Here is a 26467-nt window from a genome sequence, read left to right on the forward strand (position 1 = left end):
TTGATACAAGTATGTGCTCTTTATTGATAGATATATTTAGGGGCAATTTCGAGTCAAATTTTATAAGGTAATCTTCTATCTTAGGCTGCCAAAGCTGGAGTAGCCATTCCGTATACTTCTATTGTAGGTTCGGTAATTTCTTTAGAGAATGAAACCTGTAACGATTGAAGTATGTTATAGTTAAACCATATCGATAATAATCTGTAAGGAATTTCTAATGAATCTTTTAATCCTAACTTAGAATCTTCCATATGAACCCATCTTTTAAGAGGTTGTTCATAGATTTTATTCATGATTTCGGTTTTACCGAAGTGCTTTTTCATTTTTATGAACATTTCTACATCAAATAACCATCTGCTAAAGAAACTTTTATTAAAGATCACAGGAACCAGATCTGCTTTGAACACTTTAGCTCCACATTGTGTGTCCTGAATAGACAATCCCAAAATGAATACAATAAGAATATTAATAAATTTAGAGATCATTGATCTAATGCCATCTTTTTTGATATTATCTGAAGCATTTTTAGCTCTAGATCCAAAAACAAAACTTAATCTTTTGTTGGTTTTTAATGTTTTTAAAAGCCCATCAAAATCTTCAAAATCGGTAGATAAATCGGCATCAATAAAACCAATAAATTCTATATCACCTCTACTGTGTAAGTATCTGGCACCTGCTCTTACTGCTGCTGCTTTTCCAGAATTTTTTTTGATATCAATAACACTCACTTTAAGTGGATCATGAGATTGAATCTTCTTTAAAACTTCTACAGTGTTATCCTTACTTCCATCATTTACAAAACATAAGTGAAAATCGTTTTCCTTTTGTATAAAATTTAAAAAAGCAGTTACATTTAATCTGTTTTCTTCATTATAGCATGGTATGATAATTCCTGTTTTCATAATGGTAGTATTTTGAGGTTTATACTTCAAATGTAGCTACGATTTGCGCCGTAAGAGATGGTATTTCGATGAGTAGAATATTGCTATCGGCGAATGGTTTTTATCGAAAGACATACCATTCGTCTATAGACATATTAAAACATCAGAATTGTTGAAAACCAATATTTTGAAGGTTTTGAGAATACTTTAATAGGTGATAGATTTTTAGTAGCAGTCTGATTTGTAGTGAGCCAGAGTCATAAACTGCTAATTTTTAATTTACATTCGTTTTGAGACTTGTTCTAAACCGAAACCTTTATCGTATATTTAAATCGAAAACTATGGCGAGTCTTTATGGATAAAACCACAAATAAGTATTTGATAAGTGCATTACTCATCGGAGTGGTTTTTCATGGTACCACTATTTTTTTTACGTTAGAATCGACATATGATGCATTGATTCATTTATTCTTTGGAAATCATTACGCCAATAATTGGTTCGAACCCTGGAACTATAGTTGGTATACAGGGTTTACAGTAATGGGATATCCACCATTAGTGCATCAAAGTATTGGATTGTTCTCTTATATTGGTGGACTTAAATTTGGCTTGTTTACCGTAGCTATTATAGCCATTATCCTTTTTATAACAGGGATTTATCGTTTTGCCTTAGTACTTACCTCTAATAGAAAAGTTGCCGGATATACAGCTATACTTGCCGTATTTTCTTCTGTCTTTATAGAAACACTACATATTTTTGGTCAATTACCCAGTATTATTGGGTTGTCTATCCTGCTGCATGCATTACCCGAGATTTATCTATGGCTCAAAATTGGAAAATATAAATATTTATTAAATGCTTTGAGCCTAATAGCGGTTACAGTGACTTCTCATCATGTAACCCCGATTTTTGGGATGGTATTTTTCATTTTTCCGTTAATCGGTATGGTAATCATGGATGTTTCCAGAGAAAAGACAGGGTCATATAAAGAAATTAGGTTTTTAATATTCTTACAAAGCTTTCTTTCACTTTTTAAAAGGATTGTAGGTTTTGGTTTTGGATCACTGCTACTGATCATTGTTTGCATTCTTCCGTATTGGATTAATACTAAAAATAACCCAATAACTCAAGTACCCATACCACATGGATCGAGAGATAATTTTCTCGAAGTGACTTCATCGGGATTAGTGTTCTTTTTGATTCCGTGGGGAGTTTTACTATTCTTATTACCTTATATATGGTATCGATTTTATAGTAAGCGATATTTGTTTTTTGGGTTATCGATAACGCTTTTAACAATTTTGGGGACAGGAGGAACGACACCAATCCCCAGGATGATGTTGGGAGATAATGCGTTTAATATCCTTACACTAGACCGGTTTACCCTATGGGCCTCTATTATGGCTTTACCCATGTTTGGCGAATTTAGCTACCGATTTATAGAAGGAGATTTAAAAGAAAAAATTCAAAAAAAATATGGAGGAGTATATCATAGGATTTTAGGAGGATTGTTTACAGGAGTTCTTGTGTTTATGACACTTTTTACCATGAGTCTTGGGTATTTTAGACCTTCGCAACCACAAAAAATTAAAATGCTGCCTATCCTAAATTTTTTAAGCCAGGATCAGCATGATCACTGGAGATACCTTCCTTTGGGATTTGGAGATCAGATGGCATGGCTTTCTGCCCAAACTAATGCAATGACAGTCGATGGTAATTATCATTCTGCAAGAAGATTGCCAGAGTTAACAACCAGAGCAGTAGAGCGTTTAGAAAATTCTAAATTTAGAGGAGTAGAAGGTATTGGTTCTTTACAACAGTTTCTAACTGTTCCCGAGAAATATAATTTAAAATATGTATTCTCTAATGATAAGTTTTATGACCCTATTTTGTATTTCTGTGGCTGGCAGAGACTACGGCAATTAGAAAATGGGATTATGGTTTGGGAAAAGTTAAACGTTCCTCCGTTATCCAGTATTTTACCCAAAGAGGATGTTCCTATGTTTCAAAAATTAATGTGGGGTTTGATTCCTATATGCACTGTATTACTAGCATTTATTATTAATGTGCAGTTGATATGGATACATGCTTTAAAAGCTAAACATAAGAGTTTTCCTGTATATTTTAAGTTTGGAATACACTACAAGGAATTTCAAAAATCAGTTTTTAAAGCTTCTTATCTGTGGGGATTCCTAATGTTAATTTTTATAGGATATGGTTTTTATTTGATATATATAAAAAATGTAAAACAAATAGGTCCTGTTAATGTAACAGAAGCGTATTATGATGCATTGGATTTTAAAGAATTTGAAAGAGCATATTCTTATCTAGACCCAAAAAGCAATAAAACTATTGATCAATATATGTTAGAAGTTGCCGTAACAGATGGTTTATTGAGTTCGTATGCCAAAATGGACGCAATTAATGTAAGTATTACTGCTCAAACTGATAGTACAGCCAGAGTTAAAGCCATTACGCATTGGATTACTCCATTAGAAAGAATAGATAAAACATTCTATCATGAGTTGGTAAAATATCATAATAAGTGGTTTGTGAAACCACTAGCATATGATTTAGATATCCCTCCGGATCAATTATTTGCAGAAAACATCACTGCTTTTTATAATCATGGAAGGCGTAGAATTAGTTCAGAACAGACCTATCATGAAGATGTTCTTAAACAACCCGTATTAGAGGTGTTATCGGCAAAAATTGTTGAATGTAGTGATGAATATAGCCTTATTGGCGAAATACAAAATGTTGACAATATACCAGCAGATGTTGTAGTCACAGGTACATTGTATAATGATAAAGATGAAAAATTAGCAAGGTATAATGTCAAACATCAAATGAAACATAAATTAATGCCTAAAGAGATTACTAGTTTTCGCATTAATTTTGAAGGAATTGCCTGGATAAATAAAGAAGATCATAAACCTAAAACGTTCGATCCTGATCAGTTCACAGTAATGAAATTTGATGAAAAACCTGCTAAATTTAATTTACAATGTGCAGGAAATGTAACTACAGTAGATTTATACAAAGGAGTTGCCATAAATGAACTCTCTATAAAAAATGATCATGTAGAAGGAATCTTGTTTAACTCCGGATTAGAAGAGGTAACCATTCCTTTACTATTAATTTCATATTATGATGAAAATTATGAGTTGGTATGGGTAGATCATCAATATTTGCCAGAAGGTATTCGTCCGCAACGTAAACAATATTTTGATTATCAGTTATTGGATTTGTCTGGGATACATACTATTAATAAAGATTTGAAGAACGTTTTTGTAAATGGATTATTAAATACTTTAATTAGTAATAAAGTAGTTCCTAGTAGAAAAGTTGAGCATCAATCGGTACAGTTTTTACCAATAAAAGGAAAAGGGTTTAGTTATGTTAAATTAGAAGTTAACACGTATATCGGAGCACCAAATTAATGAAACTAAACAAGAAACATATCATTCTACTGTTTTTGGGAACATTAATTTGTACTATAAGTATAGCTTTTACAACTGTTCTAAAAAAACAAGATGAAAATTCTGCAGTGTTATTAACCAAAGAAAGAGTGTTTGAAGCAGGAAACCCTATTGTGTTAGATTTTAAGCTTAATACACCTGTTCGAACCCAACTTTTTATACACTCCTCTTTTGGTAGCAATGTGATCGATCCTGATACAGATGATACAACACGTTTTACCATTCCGGAGTTTATGGCAAAGAAAAAAGGAGTAGTATCGTATACCTTACTTGGTGAGACAGAAAGTCTATATGAAGGGGAAATACGTATTATATCTAATACCAAAACAAAAGTACATTTAGAATCCTACATAGGACCTCCCAGTATCATAGCAGGGGGAGAAGATTATACCATGCAAATTGTGATTCCTACAGATTCTTTTGATAATCCATTGCGCGATAGTACTGCGGTACTAATTGGACATCAATTTTTGGATATAGAAAAAGAAAGCATATTACAGAGCAAAGATATGATTGCCTGGGCAAACATATTTTCTTATGATCAATCAGGTCGAATATTGATGTTTTCGAAGGTTAGCGAAACAGTTTCTAAGGAATTTTCTGTTGAGGTATATCCTTCACTACCCGAAAATTTTGAGATTAGAAGCAATCGAAAACATGCATATGCAGACGGTAACCAAATTACGGAGTTTATTACATCTATCATAAAGGACGAGCATGGCAATATCGTAAGTGATGGATCCCTTGTGAAATTTGTAATTAAAGATACAAAAGGAGTATTGTTACATACGCAAGGAAGTACAATTAACGGCCAGGCAGTAGGTAAAATTTTGCATCCCGATCATAAAGATACGTGGCAGATTAAGGCCTATGTGCCGGGTATGGCAGAGAGTAATATACTCACCATAGCGTATACCCAGGTTTTAGATGATTTTGAAGTGAAATTTGATAACGATAATAGAGAGATTACTATTGGACCCCTGGTAAGTTTTATGGAACAATTAATCCCTAATGGCACTATAGTAAAGATGGATGTTTTTAAGGATAATCAAAAAATAGATACCAAAATTAAAACTTCTTCAGATGGGCTGGTTAGATTTCTATTACAAGAAGGATTTTATGTTTCAGGAAATTACGATATGCAGATCAAAGCTTTAGGAATACAAAAAGAATTTAAAAATATAATACTACAATGATGGGTTGGAATAGAAACATATATAGGTCATTCATCATTATCTCCTTTGTCGGAGTTATTATACTATTGCTTTTTGGCATCGGCCAGACATTATCTTATCTTACTACAGGAGCAGATCGAAGTTCGATGCTACATCTGGCTTTGCATAAAGAACGAGTATATTTACCTAAATTAAAATGGAAAGATACCATTAATCCCGGGCGACCTATAGAAAAACAAACACTGCAAGACATAGAACAGGATTATCTTAATGCATGGTATATACGCAATGCAGCATATCAAACCAATACTCCAAAAGGAATAGAGGATTACTATACCAAAAGTGCACGAAAACATATTTTTGCATCATTAGTATCCAATAAAGAAAAAAATATTGCTATACATGGCACTACAACTACACATAATATAGCATTAGATTTTTATAGTGCAGATGGCCAATTAGCGGTTATAACAGATACCGGTGTAAAAGAATATCAAAGAGTTTATCGTGATCATGAACTGGTATTAGAAACAAAATTACAATCAGACTATCAAGTGTTGTTAATGCTAGAAGATGGTTTTTGGCGAATACGCCATATGGTAAAAGACAAAAATCATACATCAGACCCTGTAACACAAACCAATAGGTCGATTAAAGTTAAAGAAAACAAAATATTTGTTGAAGATAAAGAATACCAGATCAAAGGGATTAATTATTACCCTCAAAAGACACCATGGGATATGTTTGGTGATGATTTTGACATGAATGTGATTGCTGCCGATTTCGATATTATTAAGAACACAGGCTTAAATACGATACGAATTTTTATACCCTATAAAGCCTTTGGTAAAGCCAAGGTGAAAACCGAAAAATTAGAAAAACTTAAACAAGTATTAGATAAGGCAGAAACCAAAAACCTTAAAGTTATTGTTACCTTATTTGACTTTTATGGAGATTATTCTGTATTGGATTGGACATTAACCCATCGCCATGCAGAACAAATTGTAAGTGCTTTTACAGATCATAATGCTATCCTTGCCTGGGATATAAAGAACGAACCGAATCTGGATTTTGATACCAGGGGAAAAGAAAATGTATTGGCCTGGCTAAAAGAAATGACCCACCAGATCAAACAATTTGACCCTAATCATTTGATAACAATCGGTTGGTCTGACACTATATCTGCTGGCTTATTACAAAATGAAGTAGATCTTATTTCTTTTCATTATTATCTGGATATCGATGCCTTTTCTGATGCATACACTATTATGAATACCGAAATTAAAAAACCTATAGTATTGCAAGAATTTGGATTATCATCTAATAGAGGGTTTTGGAGTCCTTTTGGTCCTTCAGAAAAAGAGCAAGCTAATTATTATAAACAGTTTCAAGAAATCATTAAACAAAATAATATTCATTACCTCTCCTGGACCTTATATGATTTTGATGAGGTGCCTAGTACTGTAGTGGGTAAACTACCCTGGCGAAAACACAAGCAAAAACACTTTGGATTTATAGATCGTGATGGTAACAAGAAACCTGCTTTTGAGTATATAAATAAATAAAAAACACTTGTGTAAGATACAAGTGTTTTTACAGTTATGACAAATCATTAAGTTTGGGGCAATCCTGCCAGTATACCGGCAGAAATATTTTTATAAAGAAGCCCCTTTGTATGTCTTTTCTATATTTCGTGCTTTACTTTTTTTGATAGCATTAAACTGTTCTAAATACATTGCTGTGATTTTACTCATTGGTAGGGCGGTTGCTGCCTTATAATTTGCTTGCCCCAAAGCAGTACGATATGCAGGATCCAATACTATTTTTTCTATGGCATCAGCGAGGCTGTCTGCACTTTCGGGATTAAAAAATTCTCCCTGGTATCCTTCGTCTTTTACTAATAAACTCAAGTCTCCCAAATCTGGCATAACTACTGCTTTACCATAACTTCCTGCCTGATGCAATACTCCAGAACTACCCGTTGTAGAGGTATAAGGAAATACGACCATTGCACTTTCTTCAAAAATTCGGGGTACATCTGCTTCTTCTACATAACCAGTAAAAGTGAGTTGAGGGACATCGGCATATTTTTCTTTCATTGATTGCAGGTACCCAATAACATTAGGATTGTCTGTTCCGGCAATTACAATCTCTAAATCAATATTTGTTCTAGATCGTATTTTTTCTACCGCTTCAATCATGATTTCCACTTTCTTGTAAGTCCCAAATTTACCAAAAGTCATAATTTGCAACGGGCCTTCCGGAAGTGTATATTTTGGCTCTTCAGGTAACTCGAAAGTCCCATGTGGAATCTGTACTACATTTTCGGTTTTATATTTTGCTTTTAGAATATGAACATACTTGTCTATAGTAACGGCAACAATATCGGCAGATAAGATAAACCGAGTGAGTGTTGTCCCTATACCATTATAGATTTTTTGTAGCACTTTATTTTTTGTAAACCCAGAGCTTTCAAGATCTACTTGCTCCATAATATTGTGCAACAGAACTATGGTGGGTATTTTGTTAAAGACGCAACGTTTGGGCAATAATAAGCCAAGTGCTGCAGCTATTTTTTTATCACCAAATTTCATAAACTGAAGATTAAACAATACTGCATCTGGGCGCGTTTGTTTAATAGCTTTCATAACAGAGAAGATATTACTATAGCTATTAAATTTCCAACATTGTTTAACGACTACATTACATCCTTCTTCTTCAAAAACGGTATCCGCATCTTTAGGAGATACATCGGTTAATAAAACAAGCTCAGATACCTCGGCATGTTGTCTAAAGTGTTTTACCAGGTGGTATGCATATTCATTTAAAGTCACCTTACTAGGCGGATACGCCGTTACAATTGCTAATTTCATCTGTAGAATTTTGTTTTCTTTTTTAGAAACAGACAGAGACGAATTAAAATCAAGTAGAAATCTTGTTGGTTAACAGGTTTCAAGATTTTAGGACGAATGGGGTACGTCTTTATTTTTTACTATAATAAACTACAATTTATAATAACCTAACAACAAAAACAACTGAAATGCAAGAAGAATACCTATAATGTTGTCGATTTAAAAGAATTTTATAATACTCTTACTTAGTTGATAAGAAACTTAATATTAGTAATCTTCTCTAAAAATATGATCTGCTTTATTTTTTTTGAAAGCATTTGCTATTACATTATTTTCTTTACCTAAAACAAAAAGTATTTTACTTCTTCTATTGGCTTTTGCATAGATTTCTTTTAAAACTTTGATGGCTTTTTTATCGATTTTCTTTACTTTTTTTAAAGACATCACTACTTCTTCATAGTGATCTAATAAGTAGTTAAAATGATCTTTTACTAATTCTGTATTGTCCAAAGTAAAGTTTCCTATGACTTCAAATGTTCCTGAGGTATTTATTATTTGTAGTTTCATGATATTTTATATTTTGGGGAGGGTTATATTTTATACGAAATCACTTCTTAATATGTAATTTACTTTACCAAAAGCATTACTTACTTTTTTATTTTCTTTTCCAATGATGTAAAAAACCTTGTTATGTTCCATAGCATTTCTAAATAATTTGGTCAATACTGTAACACCAGAAGCATCAATTTTTTTAACCTTATCCATACACAATATCACTTTATCCGAATTGAATAATAAGTTCTCAAAATGATGCTGTAGCGATTTGGTATTTTCTGCTACAATACTTCCTTTAATTTCAAAAATTCCTTGGTTCTTAGTAATTTGTAAAGCCATAACTTCTTGTTTTATTGGTTATTAATATTTCAAAGATGGATCATTTTTTTTGCATCTCTACACTAAATCTGTTGAGTTGCAAGTATCTATCGATGAATTGATTTAATGGTTCGTTGAGCCTTTTTTAGATAACTTCTGATAGCTTACAAAAAAGAAGATCTGAAATATGAGAAGAATAGCCATTGCTATTATTTGCATAATAACAATATCAGATAATGTGTCGTGAAAGAATATGATAAGTACCACTTGCGAAACCCCAAGTAACGCCGATAATATAACGGGTATATATTGATCTAAGGATAAAAAGTAATAGGCAAAAATGTTAGAAATAGCAAAGAGCGAAGTTGCGATTGCATATTTCCACAGTAGTGGGGCAACACTTAAGTATTCTGAGCCAAACATGATATTGATCACAAACTCAGGAAAGAGGTAACACCCCAGAACAATTGAAGCCGAAAGTAATGTGATATAGAACACATACTTAAATAAAATAGGAGCATGAGATTCTCCTTCTTTTTGTTTTTCTACTACTTTGGGTAATAGTAACATTACAAACATCCAGGCAACAAAATAGACAACTCTACCAATCAATGCTAATGATGCGTATAGACCCGCCTCATAGGTTTCAAAATAATGTTTAACCATAAGGATGTCACTATTGTTGATTATGATTTGAGTAAACTCATAGAAAGCTGTTAGTAAGAAAAACTTAATGATATATTTAGACTCTGCAGAAGGTAGTTTATGCTTTTTTGTAATCTCGATATCCTGGAAACGAAAAGGTAACAACCCAAACAAAAAAGAAATTGCAATACCCAAAGCCACTAAAATAGAAGACTGTAAACCTAAGGTGTAAATTAAAATAAGAGTAATAATCAATCTACTAAGCATCTCTCCCTGGTAAGTGACTGCAAGGCTATCAAATTTTTTATTTCCCTGAAACACTCCTCGGTTAACACTCATTATAAAATAAATAGGAACACCAATCCCAAAAATAGTAAACATAGCAGCAGATTGAGTATTAAAAAGCTGCTGAAGTTGTTTAGAGAAAATAATTAAGAGTACACCAAAGATAACCCCGATACTGCTTGAATATTTATAAATAATATTAATAAAACTTTTAAATATAGAATCCTCAAAAAGCACAGAAAACTTGGCAGTTGATAGCTGAAATGTCATCGCTATAAACGATAAAACCAAAAGAAAAGTAATTAATAATGCTGCATCTGCAAATTGTGCGGGACCTAAGATTCTTCCCAATATCAAGTTATATAGATAGTTTCCTCCATTAACAATGATAACGCTGATCATAAATTTTTGTTCAGCACTCAATTTTTTTAAAGCAGTATTAAGAATCATATTCATAAAGTTAGTTTTTAATTTTCCAACCTCTACGTTTTATACTAAAAATATTTTCTTTTTGATAAAACCACCATACCACCTGTTTTTAGGCAGTATAGCGGTTTTTATTAACTATTGCTATTGTATTAAAAAACTTCCCTCGTATCTTTTCTTAAAGTCATCTCCTCTAATAATATACTTATACACTCCTCGCTGTAAATTCTTGGCAGTAAACGTAAAAGTATCTGATGGAGCCGCTGCACTTTCTAGCTCTTCTTTTTGTACAACTCTACCCAACATATCGATTACAGAAATTGTAATTTTTTGATTTGCTGTAGGCATTTTGATCGTTGTTTGCGTTCTAAACGGATTAGGAGAATTATGTATAACAGTATTATTCTCTGTGGTTAGCGTAATATCTTCGATATCATCATTATCAATAATTGTTGCATCACTATCTTCTTCATCAATAGTATCGTCGGTATTTTCTTTTTCCTTGGTAAAAGCAAGTTTAGCAACTTCGAGATTAAAAAGAACATAGCTTTGGTAATCTCCCTGGATAGAGAATACTACACTTCTTAATTCATTAATAGAACCACTTTGTTTTGCTTTACTCGAAAACTCTGAAAAAGGCAGGGTATACGTTTGTTTTGTATCACTTGCTTTTATGGTATATCTAAGCCTGTCATTCCAGTTCACAAGGTCTTTGGTTACTAAAATTACTTCTACATCTCTATCAGCATATAATTCAAAATCAACGGCATCATACTCAGAAACATCTAACGTTAGATCACCACCAAGAATGTTTCTAAACAAGTTCACGGTTTCTTTAAGATTACCACTTACTTTGGCATCTCGTTCTACTTGATACTGTCCCTCTTGCGTGCCATTGTTTTTATTTTTTACAATTTCAAAATTAAATACAGTAGCTCCCTGCTCCAGAAAATCAATACCCCATGGGCCATCTGCCAGGTATAGCACATCTGCCGTATTGGGATTATCACCAGTAATCGCAAATCCGATATCAAATAAGTATCCGGTTTCTACAGTAACAGTTTCCTGGTATTTACCAGATAAGGATATGAATTTGGTAATTAGTTCTTCTTTAGAAAGCTCGGTAGCTCTTTTGTTTCCTCTAAAATTGAACTGACTTACTTCTGATTTATTTACAATATCCAAAACAAGTTTACCATCTCTATAAAATCCTTTTTGTACAAATACAGACGGGATATTATTGGGGATAAAAGTTTTACCTAATGATTTTTGTTCAATTAATTTATCGATAATTGTATTTGCAATCGTGGCTACCTGTGGGATAGAACCACCCCAAATCTGGAAGTTAAGGTAGTCACCTTCTGGATATTGATCGATGTTCCATAAGCTATATAATTCATTTTGAAACTCATCTATCCTCACAGAAAAATGTAATGCTTGTTCGACTTCTCCCGTAACTCTTCTAATTTTGGTATTTACCAAAGTATGATTTCGAATGGTTAATGTTCTTATATCTTCTAATACAGAACCATTAAGTCTATCGCAGATGGTTTTAGAATGGTCATATACAGACCCTTTGGTTGCCATAGCCAGTGCAGCTCCGACTCTCTTATTTTGATTATAGTAATCTATCGAAAATACTGCTGTAGCGTTGGTTATACCAATTAGATCGTTTGGGCTAGAAACAAAAGATGTCTCTGTTCCTGTGGCACCTGTTGTTGGGAAATAAATACTTAAATCCTGATTATTACCAGATTTGTATGATTTTTGACCCGGAGCGAAACGTTTCTGTAGTTTCTTTTGATTGTATACATTGTTCGTTTTTGATCTTAAAAAGTTTCTTTTGGCAATTAAACTGGCCAAGTCACCATTACTTTCTAATCCACCGTCGTTTCCAGAAGTTACAACGCCTTCTTCTGTTAATTCTGGGATGTTTGTCGTTTTTAAAGATGAATATTGATCGGCTTTGATATGAAAAAGAACATCATTAAAGTCATGATCTGCTCCAGGATAGTCTCTTCTAATGTCTTCAAAACCAAGTACGATACTTTCATTTGCCGTATCAGCAAGTAGGATGTTATGAGGGCGTAGTGCTTCATCACATTCTGGATTGTAATCAGGATTAGAATAGATTTGCCATAATCCAGAGTCTACAGTACTACCATTCCAACCGTCTACAAGTAATACCCATCCGATACCTGTATCTGCTGCAAAACTTCCTATGTTTACCGTATTACCAGCATTTAATTCGCCATTACTACCTGTTTTAGAAGCATTAGGAAAAACAATAGTTATATCTTCTGGGCTAGGAGCCGTAGTAGAAGGACTATTGATATCATAGGTATAAAAACCTAGTGTATTTTTATAATTTGTGTTTTCACCAATAAAAGTTACAGAAACATTGGTTGTACTTTCTATAATAACATTGGTGTCATATCCCGAGTAGATATAATTTGGGTTAAGGTTGGGTACAGAATTTCCTTCTGGTAATGCGTTATCGATTCGTGCGAGATAATCAGAAGCGAGTGTTTCATTGGTTCCTAAATAATCAGGAGTTCCGTTACTGTTGTATGTTCCCGGATATTGGTATCGCTGACTAATACTTAGTACAGGAAAACTACCTGGAGTTTGGTTTCCGTTATCAGAATCAAATACAGTTTCTTTTAAATCAAAATTGTCATCTAAACCATCCTGATCAAAATCATTTCCTGCGGCAACCGTATCTGCAGTACCATCACTGTTAGTATCATATCCATCTACAGTATCCAACGTTCCATCATTATTAGAATCGGTATCCATAAAGTCGGGATTATCGGTACCATCAGTATTTACATATCCCTGGGGCGTACCACCCTGATCTGGGTCAAAAGCATCATCCATACCATCTCTATCCTGATCAGAACCAGAAAGCGTTACGAAACTTGCGCTGTTTTGCCCTTCGATAAGATCAATAATACCATCCTGATCTGCATCAATATCGTATGGATCATAAATTAAGTCACCATCTGTATCGGTAGGGTAGAATGCAACTCCGGTTTGATCAACATCTACTATATCCGCAATTCCATCAAGATCAGAATCTACAAAATTTGCATCTTCAGAATTAAAAAAACCATCTCCATTGGTATCATAGCTTCCTAATCCGGCTTCAACGATATCAAATATTCCGTCGTTATCACTATCAAGATCCAATGCATTAGGAACTCCGTCGCGATCCGTATCAAAAGCAAGAGATACTCCGCTATTACACGTATTACCAAAATCCGGATCCAGGTAATTAAAAATTCCATCAGAGTCATCGTCTCCATATGGGTCAACTCCACCACATTCTACTACATCCGGGATTCCGTCACCATCGGTATCCTTATCAAAAGGATCTAATACTTCATCTTTATCAGCATCTATAGGAGATACCCCAACTGCACATTTAAACCCATCATTAGAATTTGTTACTTCTGTATTGTTTAATAATGTAGCATAAGGAGTAGCAGACTCATAGTCATTTACTAAATATAAGCCACCTTTATTACTAGATACATATAATCGGTTACTAGTGTCGGTATAACACGCACCAAATGTATGACTAGGTAAATCTGTAACAGACTTATAGCTAAAAGCTGGTGTAGCTGTTGTAAGATCCCATTTATAAACATTTCCTTTACTACCGCCGTATAGATTACCATCTATAAATACAATATCTGCACAAGTACTTGGCGAGGCCTGATCAGATACTATGATCTCAAATGTAGGAGATGAAGAACCGTCATAGCTTTGAAGATTGGTAATCTTATGAAAAGATTGTTTGTCAATTGCGTTTTGAAAAACCCATAAGTTCCCTTCGCTATCTACATCGGCAGCATATCCGCCACCAAAAGAAACCCCTCCGTTTTGGGCTACAGCACCTAGATCTACTACCATGTCGGTTCCGATACGTAGTAAATGCTTGTCGCTATTTCTAATCGCATATAAAAAGTTATCTACAGGGTTATAACCTCCCGCATTGTATGCTGTATGCGTATGAAGAGGAGTTGAATATGTTCCTGTTATTGGGTCGTATGATCGTAATGCTCCAGAAATTACCTGGTAAAATTTTCCCTCGTTACAATCAAAAGGTTGTTGGGCATACGTAATATTGACTAGGAGAATTACCAAAAGGATAATGATCTTTTTCATAGTATATACTGGTCGTTTGTATTAAAACTAATACAGACGTTTTTTGATAGTTAAAATATATTTTGAATTGAATTTTGCTTAAGAAGAAAAGTAGTTATCTTACCATATAGTAATCGGTTTTAAGGTTGAAAATATCTGAAGCACTTTTGCTATTTGTTTTAATTTTGAAGTAGCTAAACCATATCATTAATAGATTGATTGGGATAAGGAAAGAATCTTTTAATGTTATTTTAGAGCCTTCTACTTCAATCCAACTATCTAGTGGTTCTTCACTAATACAGTTTAACAAATCTTTCAACCCTATATGTTTTTTTAATCTAAGAAAGATTTCGATATCAAATAACCATCTGCTTATAAATCGTTGGCTATATACATTTTCGATGATACTTTTCTTAAAAACTTTTGCTCCGCACTGTGTATCTTTAATAGGAAGCTGAAGAATAAATCGGATAAAGAATCCAACAAAGTTTGATAAGAATTTTCTAATTATATTTCTGTCAATATTGTTTGCTTCTGCTGCTTTTCTAGAACCAAAAACCATGGTTAATTTTGGATCACTATCTAATTTCTTTACCAGGTTGTCCATTTCTTCTAATGAAGTAGAGAGGTCTGCATCAAGAAAAGCAATATTTTCGATAATATCTATATCTGCCAGGTAGTTTGCTCCTGTTTGTACTGCGGTAGCCTTACCCTGGTTCTGTTCTAGATCAAGTACCGCTATTCTTTGTGGATCAAATTCTTTGAGCTCACACAACATCTTTAAAGTATCGTCATAACTGCCGTCATTTACAAAACATAAGTGGTAATTTGAATTTTTGCTTAAGAAATCGCAAAACTTTTTTTGATCCAGTCTATTATATTCATTATAGCACGGGATAATGATTCCGGTAATTTTCGTCATTTTTTTTAGATTTTGGGACATACTTCCGGGGTAGTAGAAGTATTGGTTTTTTAATACTTGTCTTTATTTTTTTTAGACCTCAATCTTTTAAAATATGTTAAACATTCTTCTGGGGATTTTTGAAGACTATTTTACATTTTGACGAATTTACTTTAATCTCGAATTGATGCTAAGCGCTAGTTATCAACTCGTTGTAAAAGTAATACCGGTTTTTGAAATTTGGTTATGGTAAAACCACAAAATATTTACGCAAATGCCAAAAACAGTGTATTTCGTCGGTTAATCGACATTTTTTACTGAAATTTTAACATTTTTTGATTTAAAAAAGAAGGTGAAATACTACAAGTGTTAAAGAAAAAAATGATTTTTCGATTATTTTAATGTTAAAAAAAGGGGGTTTTTCCCCTGTTTTATTCCTTAATTATTTAAAATTATGTTAATGTCGATACATTTTTTCTTAAATGAATCCCGGATAGAGCTATTATTTTTATAAAACTTATTAAGTTTTTGACTGCTGTTTTTTTAGTTATTCTTACTTTAACGATGTTAATCAACTATTACACAAAATAATGCACTTAAAGTCATTTTTTATTAGCCTTTTATTTTTGTTCTCATTTTCACTTCTATTTGCACAAGACATGCAAGAAGGATTTACCTATTTAGAAACCGGTAACTATGATAAAGCAAAATCTTTTTTTGATACAATTTTAAAACAATATCCCGATAACAAAACGGCACGTTTGTGTTATGGTAGAGCAGTGGGGTTATTAGGAGACTCGCAACAGGCAGTATCTATTTTTACAGAACTAAAAAAAGAATACCCGAATGATTTCGAAATCAAACTAAATTATGCCGAATCATTACTCTGGGATAGCCAGTTTACCAAAGCCGAAACGTTTTATGAAAAATTGATTAAAGAAGATAGCACAAGTTTTCCTGCAGTATTGGGGTACGCAAACACACTTTCTAATCTCAAAAAATACAAAAATGCATTAAAGATGGTTAACAATGCATTACAATTACAAGAAGGAAACCCTAATGCTTTATTATCTCGCAAATTTATTCGTTTGGGGTATGCCAATACCATTGCACAGGACAAAAAATATGATGAGGCCATTGCACTATTAGATCAAAACCTGGTTGATTACCCCAATGATAAAGATACCCAGTTAAACAAAGCAAACCTGTATCTAATGACCAATGACTTGGATAATGCAGAAAAAGCATATACTGCTTTGGCAGTTAATCCTAAGGATAGTATTGTATCGCTAAATGGCCTGGCCCTGGTAGCGCATAAAAAATATAAAGAGAAAAATGCATTAGGTATAGCCCGTATGGCACTGCATAAAGTAGAAAAGTTTAAAGAAGATAAAGAACTCTACTTATCTACACGAGAACGATATATACAAGCGCTATTATGGAACAGGAAGTTTACTGCCGCAAAAGAAGATATTGCCCGATTGCAGCAATTATATCCAGATCATCCAAGGGTATTGGCTTTACGGGCTACTCATGGTATGTATACTAGTAATTTTAAAACCAGTCTTCAACAATACGATGCGATATTAGAAAAAGATAAGGGATCTTTTGATGGTAATTTAGGAATAGCAAATGCTTATAGAGCAGTAGGAGAGGATATGAAATCCTATACATATACTTTTAAAACATTAGAATACTACCCAAAGCAGCAAGATGCCGAAAAACTGATAAAGACGTTAAAGAAATCACATACACCTTTTATCGAAGAGAAAACAGCATTCACTTTTGATAATGGAGATAATGAAGCTGTAAATATTACAGTAAAGACCGAGATTCCTTTATCTGCCAAATTTAAATCAGAAATTCAATACGATTATAGGACTACTAAAAATACAGTTACCAAAAATGAAGCTACATCTCATGATTTTTGGCTAGGGGCATTGTATACATTTAATGGAAGAGTTGCTCTACAATCCAAAATAGGAATCACTAATGCCGATGGGTTTACAACAGAATATACAGAATTGGTTGCCGAGGCGGTAGTAAAAACCAAACCTTTTAAACTTCAAAACTTAGATGTTGGATATAAGAGAGAGCTACAAAATTTTAATGCAGATTTATTAAACCGGGAGATTGTAATGAATAATTACTTTTTGAATTATAATCTTAGCACCAATTTTAATTTGGGATGGTATACCCAGTATATTTATACTTCCCAAACCGATGATAATAGCAGAAATCTACTTTTTACCTCTTTATATTATACGGCACTACAACGACCTGTTCTAAAAGTAGGGATTAATTATCAATACCTTTCTTTTAAGAATCAAGTACCTGCAATTTATTTTAGCCCTGCACGATTTAATTTGGGAGAGTTATTTGCAGAAGTAGTAAGTGATCCACAAAAAAAATGGTTTTATAATGCAAGTGCAGCTTTGGGTCGACAATTTGTAGAAGACGATCCCGGTTCATCTACTTTTAGAGCAGAAGGAAAATTTGGATATCGGTTTTCAGAACGATTTAAAGCAGATGTTTATGGCAAGTATAGTAATATCGCTTCGGCTACGGCAGCAGGTTTTGAGTATATAGAATTTGGTTTTAGACTAAAATGGTATTTCTTAAGAAAACCAATTTTTGATAAAAAGATTATGGAGTTACAAAAATAACGCAGATTATATCTTACATCCGCTATCCAAGTTACGCAACCTCCCATGAATTATAATTAATATTTATAAAAACGCTAGCTAAAAAGTCCGAATTTTTTGAAATTCAAACATTTCGGACATTCAAACAACATTTTGGTATTAGGTTTATACTACGCTTAGAAACGCAGGTTAAGCGTTCTATAAAAATGTATAAACCAATAATAATTATGAACAATCTCAAAAATTTTAAGAAGTTAGATAGAAAAGAATTATCCAAAATCAATGGGGGAGGTGATGATCGACAACCAGAACCTATTCCATTTTTTTTATGCCCGCAATGTTATATGCTAAATATAATGTATGCAGCAATGGCTATCCATTAATGGTAAAGAACCAGCATACCTCTTTATTATATTCTTTAGAGAAAAACAGTCACTTATAATGTGACTGTTTTTTTTGTTATGGTAGGTTTTATGGGTTACAAATCTGCGCCATTGGGTTGTTTTTAATTGCACTTCGACAAGCTTAGTGTGACAAGAAATTTTTAACCTTATCCTTAACCAAACGACATTGATTATTCGGGTTAAAAAAAAATAGCGAGGACAACCATGACATCATCCCCGCTATTACCCAAATCCTGAACTTAACCTAATACCATTTAGTGTAAACATAAGTGCTAAATGGTATACTTTATTATCGGATTAAAAAACTGCCTTTATATTTTTGTTTGTTATCACCTCTTAAGATGTAGTAGTATACCCCGGGGATAAGGCTTTTGGTTTCAAAAGTTATGCTGTTATTATGTAGTGTCATACGTTCTTGTCGTACTGTTCTTCCTATCATATCGATAACAACCATTTCTATTGCCTGGTGTGTACCCGGTACTCTAATCGTAGTTTTGTTTCTAAAAGGATTAGGATAATTAGAAAGCGTAGTTACTGCGATTGGTTCATCGGTTGCTACCTGTGCGATTTGGTCATCATTAGTTTCTTCTTCATCTTCTGTTACCACAGCTGGTGTTTCGAGATCTAGCTCTGGATCGATTGTTGTCGTACTGGTAAATGCCAGATCGGATACCTCTACATGAAATGGAGCAAAGTTTTGATAATCTCCCTGTACCGAGAATACAATGCTTCTTACTTTTTCGAACGTTTCATTTTCTTTATTTCCATTTGTGAAATCAGCAAATGAAAGAGTATGTGTTGTTTTTTTATCGGTAGCGGCAATTCTATATCTAAGCCTATTACTCCAGTTTGTAAGGCCATCGGTTACTAATATTACCTCTACATCTCTATCGTTATACATTTCGAACTGTACAGCATCGTAGTCAGATACGGCTAGTGTAAGTTCACCGGCAAGGATATTTCTAAAAAGATTTAGCGTTTCTTTTACTTCGCCCTGTACCAATGCATTACGTTCTATAGTATATTCATTTTTCTGTGCTGCTGCATCATGTTTTGTAACTTCAAAATTCTCGATTACAACTCCCTGCTCCTGGTAATCAATACCCCAGGGACCATCTGCCAGGTATAGTGCATCTAATTGAGTAGAGTTTTCTCCTTTGATAGAGAACCCGATATCAAATAAATATCCTGTTGCTATAGTGATTTGCTCATGGTATGCTCCTGATAGTGCTACGGTTTCAACCATATTGTGTTCTTTTGATTGTTCGGTCTTTCTAATGTTACCATTAAATGTCATGTGATGAGCACCTAATTTATTGATGATGTTAAGGGTTAGTTTTCCATTTGCATATGATCCTTTTTCTACAAATACCGTAGGTACTCTATGGCTCACTTTGTGACTACGCATAGGTTTATCTGTTGTAAATGCATCTAAGATATGATTGGCAATATTAGCTACCTGTGGTACCGATCCTCCCCACACCTGGAAATTTATATAATCTCCATCAGGGTAGTTACCGATGTTCCATAAGCTATAGATCTCGTTTTCAGATTCACCTTTCTTAACCGAAAAGGTTAGTGCATATTCAATTTGACCTGTAGCTCTTTCTATTCTGGTACTTACAAGCGTATGATTTTTGATAGTTACCGTTCGTACATCTAATAATTTAGAGCCGTTTAATCGATCACATATGGTTTTAGAATGATCATAAATAGAACCTTTGGTCGACGTTGCCAGTGCTGCTGCTACTCTTTCATTTCCTTTATAATAATCTACAGAGAATACAGCTTCTGCATTGGTGATCCCCAATAGATCTTCTGGGCTGGATACATAAGTAGACTCGGTCCCGAATATTCCTGTGTTAGGGAAATAGATACTTAAATCTTCATTGTTTGCAGATTTGTATGATTTCATACCAGGCTGAAATCTTTTTTGACTCTTTTTGGTATTAAAAATACTGTTTGTTTTTGTTCTGCTAAAGTTACGTTTAGCGATTAAGCTGGCTAAGTCTCCGTTACTTTCTAATCCTCCATTATTGGCAGAAGTAACATCGGTAGCAGTATCGATATCTACGCAATTATCTGTTGAGATTGCTGTATAAGGGCTTGCCGTGATATAGAATAAGGCATCGTTAAAATCCTGGTCACAAGAAGCATAATCTCTTCTAATATCTTCAAAACCTAATATAATTCTTTCGTTATCGGGATCAGATAATAAAACATTGTGATATCGTAGGGTAGGATCTGTTTCTGGATTATAATCTGGATTAGAGTGTAGTTGCCAGTGTCCTGTTCCTACACAACCGTCTGACCATGCATTGGCTAGCAATACCCATCCTATTCCTGTATTAGGAGGAAAAGTTCCTATTTTTACTTTATCACCTACTTCTAATTCACCACCGCTTCCTACTGCCGATACATTAGGGAAAATGATCGTAATATCTTCTGGCGCAGGGATTGAAGGTGATGGGTTGTTAATATCATAGGTATAAAATCCTAGTGTGTTTTTATATCCAGCTCCTTCTCCTATAAAAGTAACCCATATATCGGCTTGTTCCTGTACTTCTATATCGGTATCATAACCCGAAGAAATATAATGAGGATTAAAATCAGGTACCGGATATCCTTCTGGTAATGCATTATTTACTAAATCAATAGTTTCCTGGGTAACTACATCCTGCCCGTCTAAATACAATGGTTTTCCGTTAGAAGAAAAATCACCTAAGTAGTTATATCGGTCACAGATTTGGGGGATAGGAAAACTCGCCGGAGTTTGCCCTCCGTTTTCTGGAGCAAAACTACTTTTTCTTAAATCAAAACTATCATCTAAACCGTCATTATCGTTATCAACTCCCGATAATGTAGTTTCTGCAACGCCATCACCATCACTATCATATGCTTCGGTACTATCAGATATACCATTATTATCAGAATCGGTATCCAGGTGATCATAAGCATCGGTACCGTCGGTATTTACGGTTCCGTTTACTGTTCCTGCATAATCAGGATCAAAAGCATCATCCATACCATCATTATCTTCATCAATGTTAGATAACCCTTGATAGCTACCACTATTTTGTCCTTCTATAATATCTACAATCCCATCATTATCAGAATCGATATCGTAGCAATCATGTATATTGTCATTATCTGTATCTATAAGGGTGACCGTATTCCCTTGATCAGGATCAAATGCATCTGCTAATCCATCCAGATCTGTATCCAGAAAGTTGCTGTCTGATCCATTATAAACTCCGTCATTATTGGTGTCTTTATCACCTAATCCTGCTTCTACAATATCATAGATACCGTCGTTATCAGAATCTACATCCATAAAATCAGGAATGCCATCCCCATCTCTATCAAAAGCGTCTTGTACTACATTATCACCATTACCACTTATATCGCCATCTAAGTAATTATATAAATCGTCACCATCATCGTCTCCGTAAGGATCTATACCGCTACACTCAACTATGTTAGAAATACCATCACCATCACAATCGGCATCCATAGAATCTAAGATACCGTCTTGATCTTTATCTAGTGGAGAAATACCATTAGCACATTTAAAACCATCATTAGAATTTGTGGTTTCGGTAAGATTAAGTAATGTGGCTGTTGGGACAGCACTTTCGTAATCATTGATTAAGTATAAGCCTCCGTTATTATCTGATAAATATAGTCGATTATTAGCATCTGTATATGCTGCACCAAAGGTACTGCTGGGTAAATTAGATACTGCTTTTTGAGAAAATACGGGTGTTCCCGAAGATAAGTCCCATTTGTATAATTTTCCTCTACTTCCGCCATAAAAAGCACCATTTATATAGGCGATATCTGCACAAGTACTAGGCGAAGTCTGATCGGCTTCTACAACCTCGAAAACGGGAGAAGAAGACCCATCATAGTCTTTTAAATTCGTTATTTTATGAAATGTTTTTTTAGTGTTGTTTTGGTATACCCAAAGATTTCCATCTGCATCGACATCTGCAGCATATCCACCGCCAAAAACTGTAGTCCCTGCTGGAGCAACAGCACCAAGATCGATCACCATATCTTTGGCAATTCTAAGGAGATGTTTGTCACCCTTCTTAATCGCATACAAATAATTATCTTCGGGATTATATCCTCCTGCATTATAAGTAGTAGAGTAGGTGTGTAGTGCTTCAGAATATGAACCAGTAATGGGGTCATAGGCTTTTAAAGACCCAGAGATTACCTGGTAAAAATTACCTTCGTCACAATCAAAGGCTTGTTGAGCATTTGCAGATAAGACTACTAATAGAAATATAAGGGTAGTTATTTTTTTCATGCCGATATAAATTCAGGTTTTCAGATACCTAAAATTAATCTATATCAACTCCTTGTATCGGTGTTATTCGATCAGTGGTAATTTGCTGTAGATGAATGGTTTTTATGAAGAGATGAGTTTTTAAACTGGATAATCAATGAGATGTTACTAATTTAGTTTAAAGCATATTAAGACGCTTCATTAATTCTGGTCGGTTAGAACGGCTTACGGGGATAACATCTTTTGCAATAAGTACACTGTTGTCTTCTATATCAATGATTTTTTTGATATTAATGATATAAGATCGATGTACTTTTAAGAAAAGATCGGTGGGTAGTTTTTCTTCAACCTTTTTTAAGGTAGAGTGCACTGTATAATTTTGCTTTTCGGTTTTTATCAATACATAATCACCTTTGGCTTCTATCAAATTAATAGTTGGGATATTAATCTTTATTAGTCTTCTGTCGATATTAATATAAAGCTCATTTTCTTCAGAAGAAGATGTGTTTGATGACGGTTCTGTAGCAGTCTCTGTTGCGGTTTCTGTTGTAGCAACGGTGGTAGCACTCTCTGCCTTTTGTATGGCTTTAAGAAACCTGGGTAAGGTTATCGGTTTTACCAAATAGTCTACGATGCAATCATATTCAAAAGCTTCTAAAGCAAAGTTTTTGTCAGAAGTGGTTAAGATTATCTTTGGCGGATTCTTTAAGGTATCAATAAAGTCAAAACCTGTAAAATCGGGCATATGGATATCCAGAAATATAAGATCTACCTCTTCTTTGTTTAAGAATTTAATAGCCTGAATTGCATTGGGGAAATCCTCAATCACATTAAGTTCATCAACCTGCGAGCAAAGTTGTTGAATAATCATTCTTGCGGTTTCTTCATCATCTATAATTATGCAATTCATAGTAAGTTGGTTTTTAAGGATTTTAAAGTGTTTTAAGGAAATGCTCTATGGATTCTAAAATTAATATAAATTTTGAATATAGCGAAGTGTTACTGCTTTTTAGCTCTTCTTCAAAATCTATTGCAGTTTGGTACCCTTCTTCAAAACCAAACATTCCGATTTTATGTTTTAGTTTATGCACATTTTCTGCTGCTTTAGTATATGCTTTTGAGGTATAGTTTTTAAGGAATTCGTCTTTTTCATCAGGAAATTCACGCTTTACAATACCAATTAATTTTTGTTCAAAAGCTTCAGAACCCGCAGCCAGTTCTTTTATATATATGAGATTTGGAGATTCGTTCATGCCTTATTTTTTTAGTGTAAAATAAAAAGTAGTTCCGTGTCCTTTTTCAGATTCGATCCAGATGTTACCATTATAAAATTCTACTATTTTTCTTACGATCGATAATCCAATACCGGTTGATTTTTTTTCATCATCAAGCGTCTGAAATATCTGAAATATCTTGTTGTGATATTTTTTAGAAATTCCTTTTCCATTGTCTTTAATCCCGAATTTCCAGAAATCGGGGATTTCTTCATATATCACGATAATCTCTCCTTTATCCTTATCTATTGCTTGTATCGCATTATTCATTAAATTCTGAAATATTTGCTTAATTCGCGATACATCTGCATATATAACAGGAAGCTTGTTGTGTATACTAATGGTTATATGATCAGGAGGGTGTATGAGATGTGTAATATCTTCGATTAAGGTATTTACATCAATATCAGATTCTAAATTTCTTGATTTATCACTAATTATAGAATACTCTAAAATCCCACTAATTAGATTATCCATTTTTTCAATATTTTGATCTATTAAATCCAGGTTCTTTAGTATTGGCGCTTTAAGTTCTCCGTTAGCATCTTCTTTTATCCAGTTAATGAGCGTATTGATACTTCGCAATGGGGATTTTAAATCATGAGATACTACATGTGCATAGTCATTAAGTTCTTTATTACTTTTTTCTAAATCTTTGAGTAGTAATTCTCTTTGTTTCTCGATTTTTGAAATTTGAACCGCTTGCTCTTCTATCATTACGGCAAGTTCGATTCCCGAGAGTTCGTTTCCATTTTTACCTTCTTTCATATTTTTGAAAGTTATGGATTGTAGAATCCTGGTAGCATCCGTTAAACTGGCAATCACCTTTTTTTGTTGTTCTGCTTCCTGCTGAAGCTTTTGATTGGCATCAAACAGTTCTTTAGAACTTATAGACATTGCCCTTTGTAACATCCCTAGTTGATCTTCAAAATTGTGATAAGATTTATCAACCGCCCCAAGAAATTGCGCAATCTTATGAGATTCTGTATTCTCAATATTTAAATGCTTTTTGATTTGTCTGGTCAATAATGAGTGCATATTATTCACTAAATAAAGTTAAGGTCATTGTTTGATTGTGTAGTTCGCAGTTCGAGTTTTTTCCTTCAAAAGGAGAGAGTTCACCATAGGAATAAAAACCGGCTACAGTAGCCTGGGCGCCAATAGCCTCTATCACTTCTTCTACTTCTTCTTCTACACGTTGATCCATAACCAATTTTCTACCAATACAGCTTACCAATACTGCTAATTCGGGTTTATGTTTTCTGTCTTTCATTCCTATTTCTGCAGCTTGCAGGGCTCCATCTACAATATTATCAATATGTCCCATCATTAATTGAACAACAGCTCCCTCTGGGACATCTCCTGCCAGGGTCATCGTATTGCTTTTTTCATCGATAGATAAAATGGTTCTTACAATGGGTTCTTCTTTATCTTTGGATTTAACACTAAGTGGGTATAATAATGCAGATTGAGGGAGTTCTGCCGCTTTATCTCCTAGATATTTTTTATATAAGTCCAGAGCAGGTTGATGATCTAATTCATACAGTACATTTTGATCAGATTTTGTAATAATTCGTTCTGGCCCAAACGGAGTCCATCCTCCATACTGGGCATAACTAATCTCTAGAGACTCACCATAAAAGGCAATTAAGATAACCTCTCCTTCTTTAGGATTCTCATTATATCCCGATATTGTTTTTTCAAATCGCGAATCATCCCCGCAGAGCCCTCCTGTAATGGCAATATCGTCGATCCTTGTTTCAAGACCTTCAATTAAGGCCGAACCATTTACAAAACTGCCTTCAGAAACAATAAAAATATGCTTTAAGCCTTCTTTGGGTACTTTTTGAATCAGTTTGTTTCCTAGTTGTATTGCATCTTTATTATTATCGATACTATTTTCTCGAAATATGGCATAGGTACTTTTTTCAAACTCTATAGCGGTTAATGTTATCGAATCATCAAGAACTCTACTCCCAATAATTTCACCGGCAGTAGAGCCGATAACAATTTCTCCATCCGGGAATAGTTTTTTTACATCATTATAAACTTCGGGATTCTCTAATTCATATCGATTCCCGAAAACCAAAACTAAAGGGTTTTTTAGCTTTTTTTCTGTCGTTACAACAGCAGTCCAATCTTGATTTTTTTTCTTTTCGAATTGTTGAAATCTCATA

General features: G+C 33.9%; 17 protein-coding genes. 5 read left to right on the forward strand and 12 right to left on the reverse strand.

From position 1 onward, the window contains the following. Positions 1–80: 80 nt before the first annotated feature. A complete protein-coding gene (locus tag ATO12_RS12245; protein ID WP_034242307.1) occupies positions 81–902 on the reverse strand; it encodes a dolichyl-phosphate beta-glucosyltransferase in 822 nt (273 codons plus the stop codon). A 333-nt stretch (positions 903–1235) separates the two neighbouring features. Here ATO12_RS12245 and ATO12_RS12250 point away from each other — a divergent pair, with 333 nt between their 5' ends. Genes ATO12_RS12250 through ATO12_RS12260 form a run of 3 tightly spaced genes read left to right on the forward strand, consistent with a single transcriptional unit; the run spans position 1236 to position 7104 of the window. Beyond that, positions 1236–4325 (forward strand): membrane protein, encoded by a 3090-nt coding sequence (locus ATO12_RS12250; RefSeq protein ID WP_034242309.1) that lies wholly within the window; start codon positions 1236–1238, stop codon positions 4323–4325. After that, entirely contained in the window at positions 4325–5560 is a 1236-nt protein-coding gene (locus ATO12_RS12255; protein ID WP_034242311.1) for a hypothetical protein, read from the forward strand. Before ATO12_RS12250 ends, ATO12_RS12255 begins: the two co-directional genes overlap by 1 nt. Continuing rightward, positions 5557–7104, forward strand: a complete 1548-nt coding sequence (locus ATO12_RS12260; RefSeq protein ID WP_034242312.1) for a cellulase family glycosylhydrolase — start codon at positions 5557–5559, stop codon at positions 7102–7104. The genes ATO12_RS12255 and ATO12_RS12260 overlap by 4 nt, the downstream gene beginning before the upstream one ends. A gap of 90 nt (positions 7105–7194) precedes the next feature. Here ATO12_RS12260 and ATO12_RS12265 read toward each other — a convergent pair whose 3' ends face one another. The 6 genes from ATO12_RS12265 to ATO12_RS12290 all read right to left on the reverse strand — a co-directional run bounded on the left by ATO12_RS12265 (position 7195) and on the right by ATO12_RS12290 (position 15694). After that, on the reverse strand, positions 7195–8412 hold the full coding sequence (locus ATO12_RS12265) for a glycosyltransferase (protein ID WP_034242314.1): 1218 nt from the start codon (positions 8410–8412) through the stop codon (positions 7195–7197). A gap of 246 nt (positions 8413–8658) precedes the next feature. Continuing rightward, positions 8659–8958 (reverse strand): hypothetical protein, encoded by a 300-nt coding sequence (locus tag ATO12_RS12270; RefSeq protein ID WP_034242316.1) that lies wholly within the window; start codon positions 8956–8958, stop codon positions 8659–8661. 30 nt (positions 8959–8988) lie between these two features. Continuing rightward, the gene (locus ATO12_RS12275) at positions 8989–9285 is read right to left on the reverse strand and encodes an STAS domain-containing protein (protein ID WP_034242317.1); all 297 of its coding nucleotides are present in this window, start codon (positions 9283–9285) and stop codon (positions 8989–8991) included. Positions 9286–9387: 102 nt separating this feature from the next. Further along, complete coding sequence (locus tag ATO12_RS12280; RefSeq protein ID WP_034242319.1) at positions 9388–10644, reverse strand: oligosaccharide flippase family protein; 1257 nt, start codon at positions 10642–10644, stop codon at positions 9388–9390. Between the two features lie 120 nt (positions 10645–10764). Then, complete coding sequence (locus ATO12_RS12285; protein WP_034242320.1) at positions 10765–14793, reverse strand: DUF6923 family protein; 4029 nt, start codon at positions 14791–14793, stop codon at positions 10765–10767. Positions 14794–14887: 94 nt separating this feature from the next. Next, positions 14888–15694, reverse strand: coding sequence for a glycosyltransferase (locus ATO12_RS12290; protein ID WP_034242322.1), 807 nt, complete (start codon positions 15692–15694; stop codon positions 14888–14890). 638 nt (positions 15695–16332) lie between these two features. On the opposite strand from ATO12_RS12290, the gene ATO12_RS12295 reads away from it, so the two are divergent. Next, entirely contained in the window at positions 16333–18339 is a 2007-nt protein-coding gene (locus ATO12_RS12295; RefSeq protein ID WP_240486129.1) for a tetratricopeptide repeat protein, read from the forward strand. 206 nt (positions 18340–18545) lie between these two features. Then, the gene (locus tag ATO12_RS25685; RefSeq protein WP_131248826.1) at positions 18546–18701 is read left to right on the forward strand and encodes a bacteriocin-like protein; all 156 of its coding nucleotides are present in this window, start codon (positions 18546–18548) and stop codon (positions 18699–18701) included. A 310-nt stretch (positions 18702–19011) separates the two neighbouring features. On the opposite strand, the gene ATO12_RS12300 is transcribed toward ATO12_RS25685, so the two are convergent. The 5 genes from ATO12_RS12300 to ATO12_RS12320 form a co-directional block, all read right to left on the reverse strand. After that, the gene (locus tag ATO12_RS12300) at positions 19012–23037 is read right to left on the reverse strand and encodes a DUF6923 family protein (RefSeq protein WP_034242324.1); all 4026 of its coding nucleotides are present in this window, start codon (positions 23035–23037) and stop codon (positions 19012–19014) included. A gap of 157 nt (positions 23038–23194) precedes the next feature. Continuing rightward, the gene (locus ATO12_RS12305; RefSeq protein WP_034242325.1) at positions 23195–23926 is read right to left on the reverse strand and encodes a LytR/AlgR family response regulator transcription factor; all 732 of its coding nucleotides are present in this window, start codon (positions 23924–23926) and stop codon (positions 23195–23197) included. Positions 23927–23948: 22 nt separating this feature from the next. Beyond that, positions 23949–24269: an Hpt domain-containing protein gene (locus tag ATO12_RS12310; protein WP_034242326.1), complete on the reverse strand. Its 321-nt coding sequence runs from the start codon at positions 24267–24269 to the stop codon at positions 23949–23951. 3 nt (positions 24270–24272) lie between these two features. Then, a complete protein-coding gene (locus tag ATO12_RS12315; protein WP_034242327.1) occupies positions 24273–25328 on the reverse strand; it encodes a sensor histidine kinase in 1056 nt (351 codons plus the stop codon). A 1-nt stretch (position 25329) separates the two neighbouring features. Next, a complete protein-coding gene (locus ATO12_RS12320; protein ID WP_034242328.1) occupies positions 25330–26466 on the reverse strand; it encodes an FIST signal transduction protein in 1137 nt (378 codons plus the stop codon). Position 26467: the final 1 nt, after the last annotated feature.

Source organism: Aquimarina atlantica (genome assembly GCF_000626715.1).
Classification (GTDB): domain Bacteria; phylum Bacteroidota; class Bacteroidia; order Flavobacteriales; family Flavobacteriaceae; genus Aquimarina; species Aquimarina atlantica.

Bases quoted from the DNA above. Each gene is read 5' to 3' on its own strand.
- ATO12_RS12245 (WP_034242307.1), bottom strand. From the start codon at position 902: ATGAAAACAGGAATTATCATACCATGCTATAATGAAGAAAACAGATTA.
- ATO12_RS12250 (WP_034242309.1), top strand. From the start codon at position 1,236: ATGGATAAAACCACAAATAAGTATTTGATAAGTGCATTACTCATCGGA.
- ATO12_RS12255 (WP_034242311.1), top strand. From the start codon at position 4,325: ATGAAACTAAACAAGAAACATATCATTCTACTGTTTTTGGGAACATTA.
- ATO12_RS12260 (WP_034242312.1), top strand. From the start codon at position 5,557: ATGATGGGTTGGAATAGAAACATATATAGGTCATTCATCATTATCTCC.
- ATO12_RS12265 (WP_034242314.1), bottom strand. From the start codon at position 8,412: ATGAAATTAGCAATTGTAACGGCGTATCCGCCTAGTAAGGTGACTTTA.
- ATO12_RS12270 (WP_034242316.1), bottom strand. From the start codon at position 8,958: ATGAAACTACAAATAATAAATACCTCAGGAACATTTGAAGTCATAGGA.
- ATO12_RS12275 (WP_034242317.1), bottom strand. From the start codon at position 9,285: ATGGCTTTACAAATTACTAAGAACCAAGGAATTTTTGAAATTAAAGGA.
- ATO12_RS12280 (WP_034242319.1), bottom strand. From the start codon at position 10,644: ATGATTCTTAATACTGCTTTAAAAAAATTGAGTGCTGAACAAAAATTT.
- ATO12_RS12285 (WP_034242320.1), bottom strand. From the start codon at position 14,793: ATGAAAAAGATCATTATCCTTTTGGTAATTCTCCTAGTCAATATTACG.
- ATO12_RS12290 (WP_034242322.1), bottom strand. From the start codon at position 15,694: ATGACGAAAATTACCGGAATCATTATCCCGTGCTATAATGAATATAAT.
- ATO12_RS12295 (WP_240486129.1), top strand. From the start codon at position 16,333: ATGCAAGAAGGATTTACCTATTTAGAAACCGGTAACTATGATAAAGCA.
- ATO12_RS25685 (WP_131248826.1), top strand. From the start codon at position 18,546: ATGAACAATCTCAAAAATTTTAAGAAGTTAGATAGAAAAGAATTATCC.
- ATO12_RS12300 (WP_034242324.1), bottom strand. From the start codon at position 23,037: ATGAAAAAAATAACTACCCTTATATTTCTATTAGTAGTCTTATCTGCA.
- ATO12_RS12305 (WP_034242325.1), bottom strand. From the start codon at position 23,926: ATGAATTGCATAATTATAGATGATGAAGAAACCGCAAGAATGATTATT.
- ATO12_RS12310 (WP_034242326.1), bottom strand. From the start codon at position 24,269: ATGAACGAATCTCCAAATCTCATATATATAAAAGAACTGGCTGCGGGT.
- ATO12_RS12315 (WP_034242327.1), bottom strand. From the start codon at position 25,328: ATGCACTCATTATTGACCAGACAAATCAAAAAGCATTTAAATATTGAG.
- ATO12_RS12320 (WP_034242328.1), bottom strand. From the start codon at position 26,466: ATGAGATTTCAACAATTCGAAAAGAAAAAAAATCAAGATTGGACTGCT.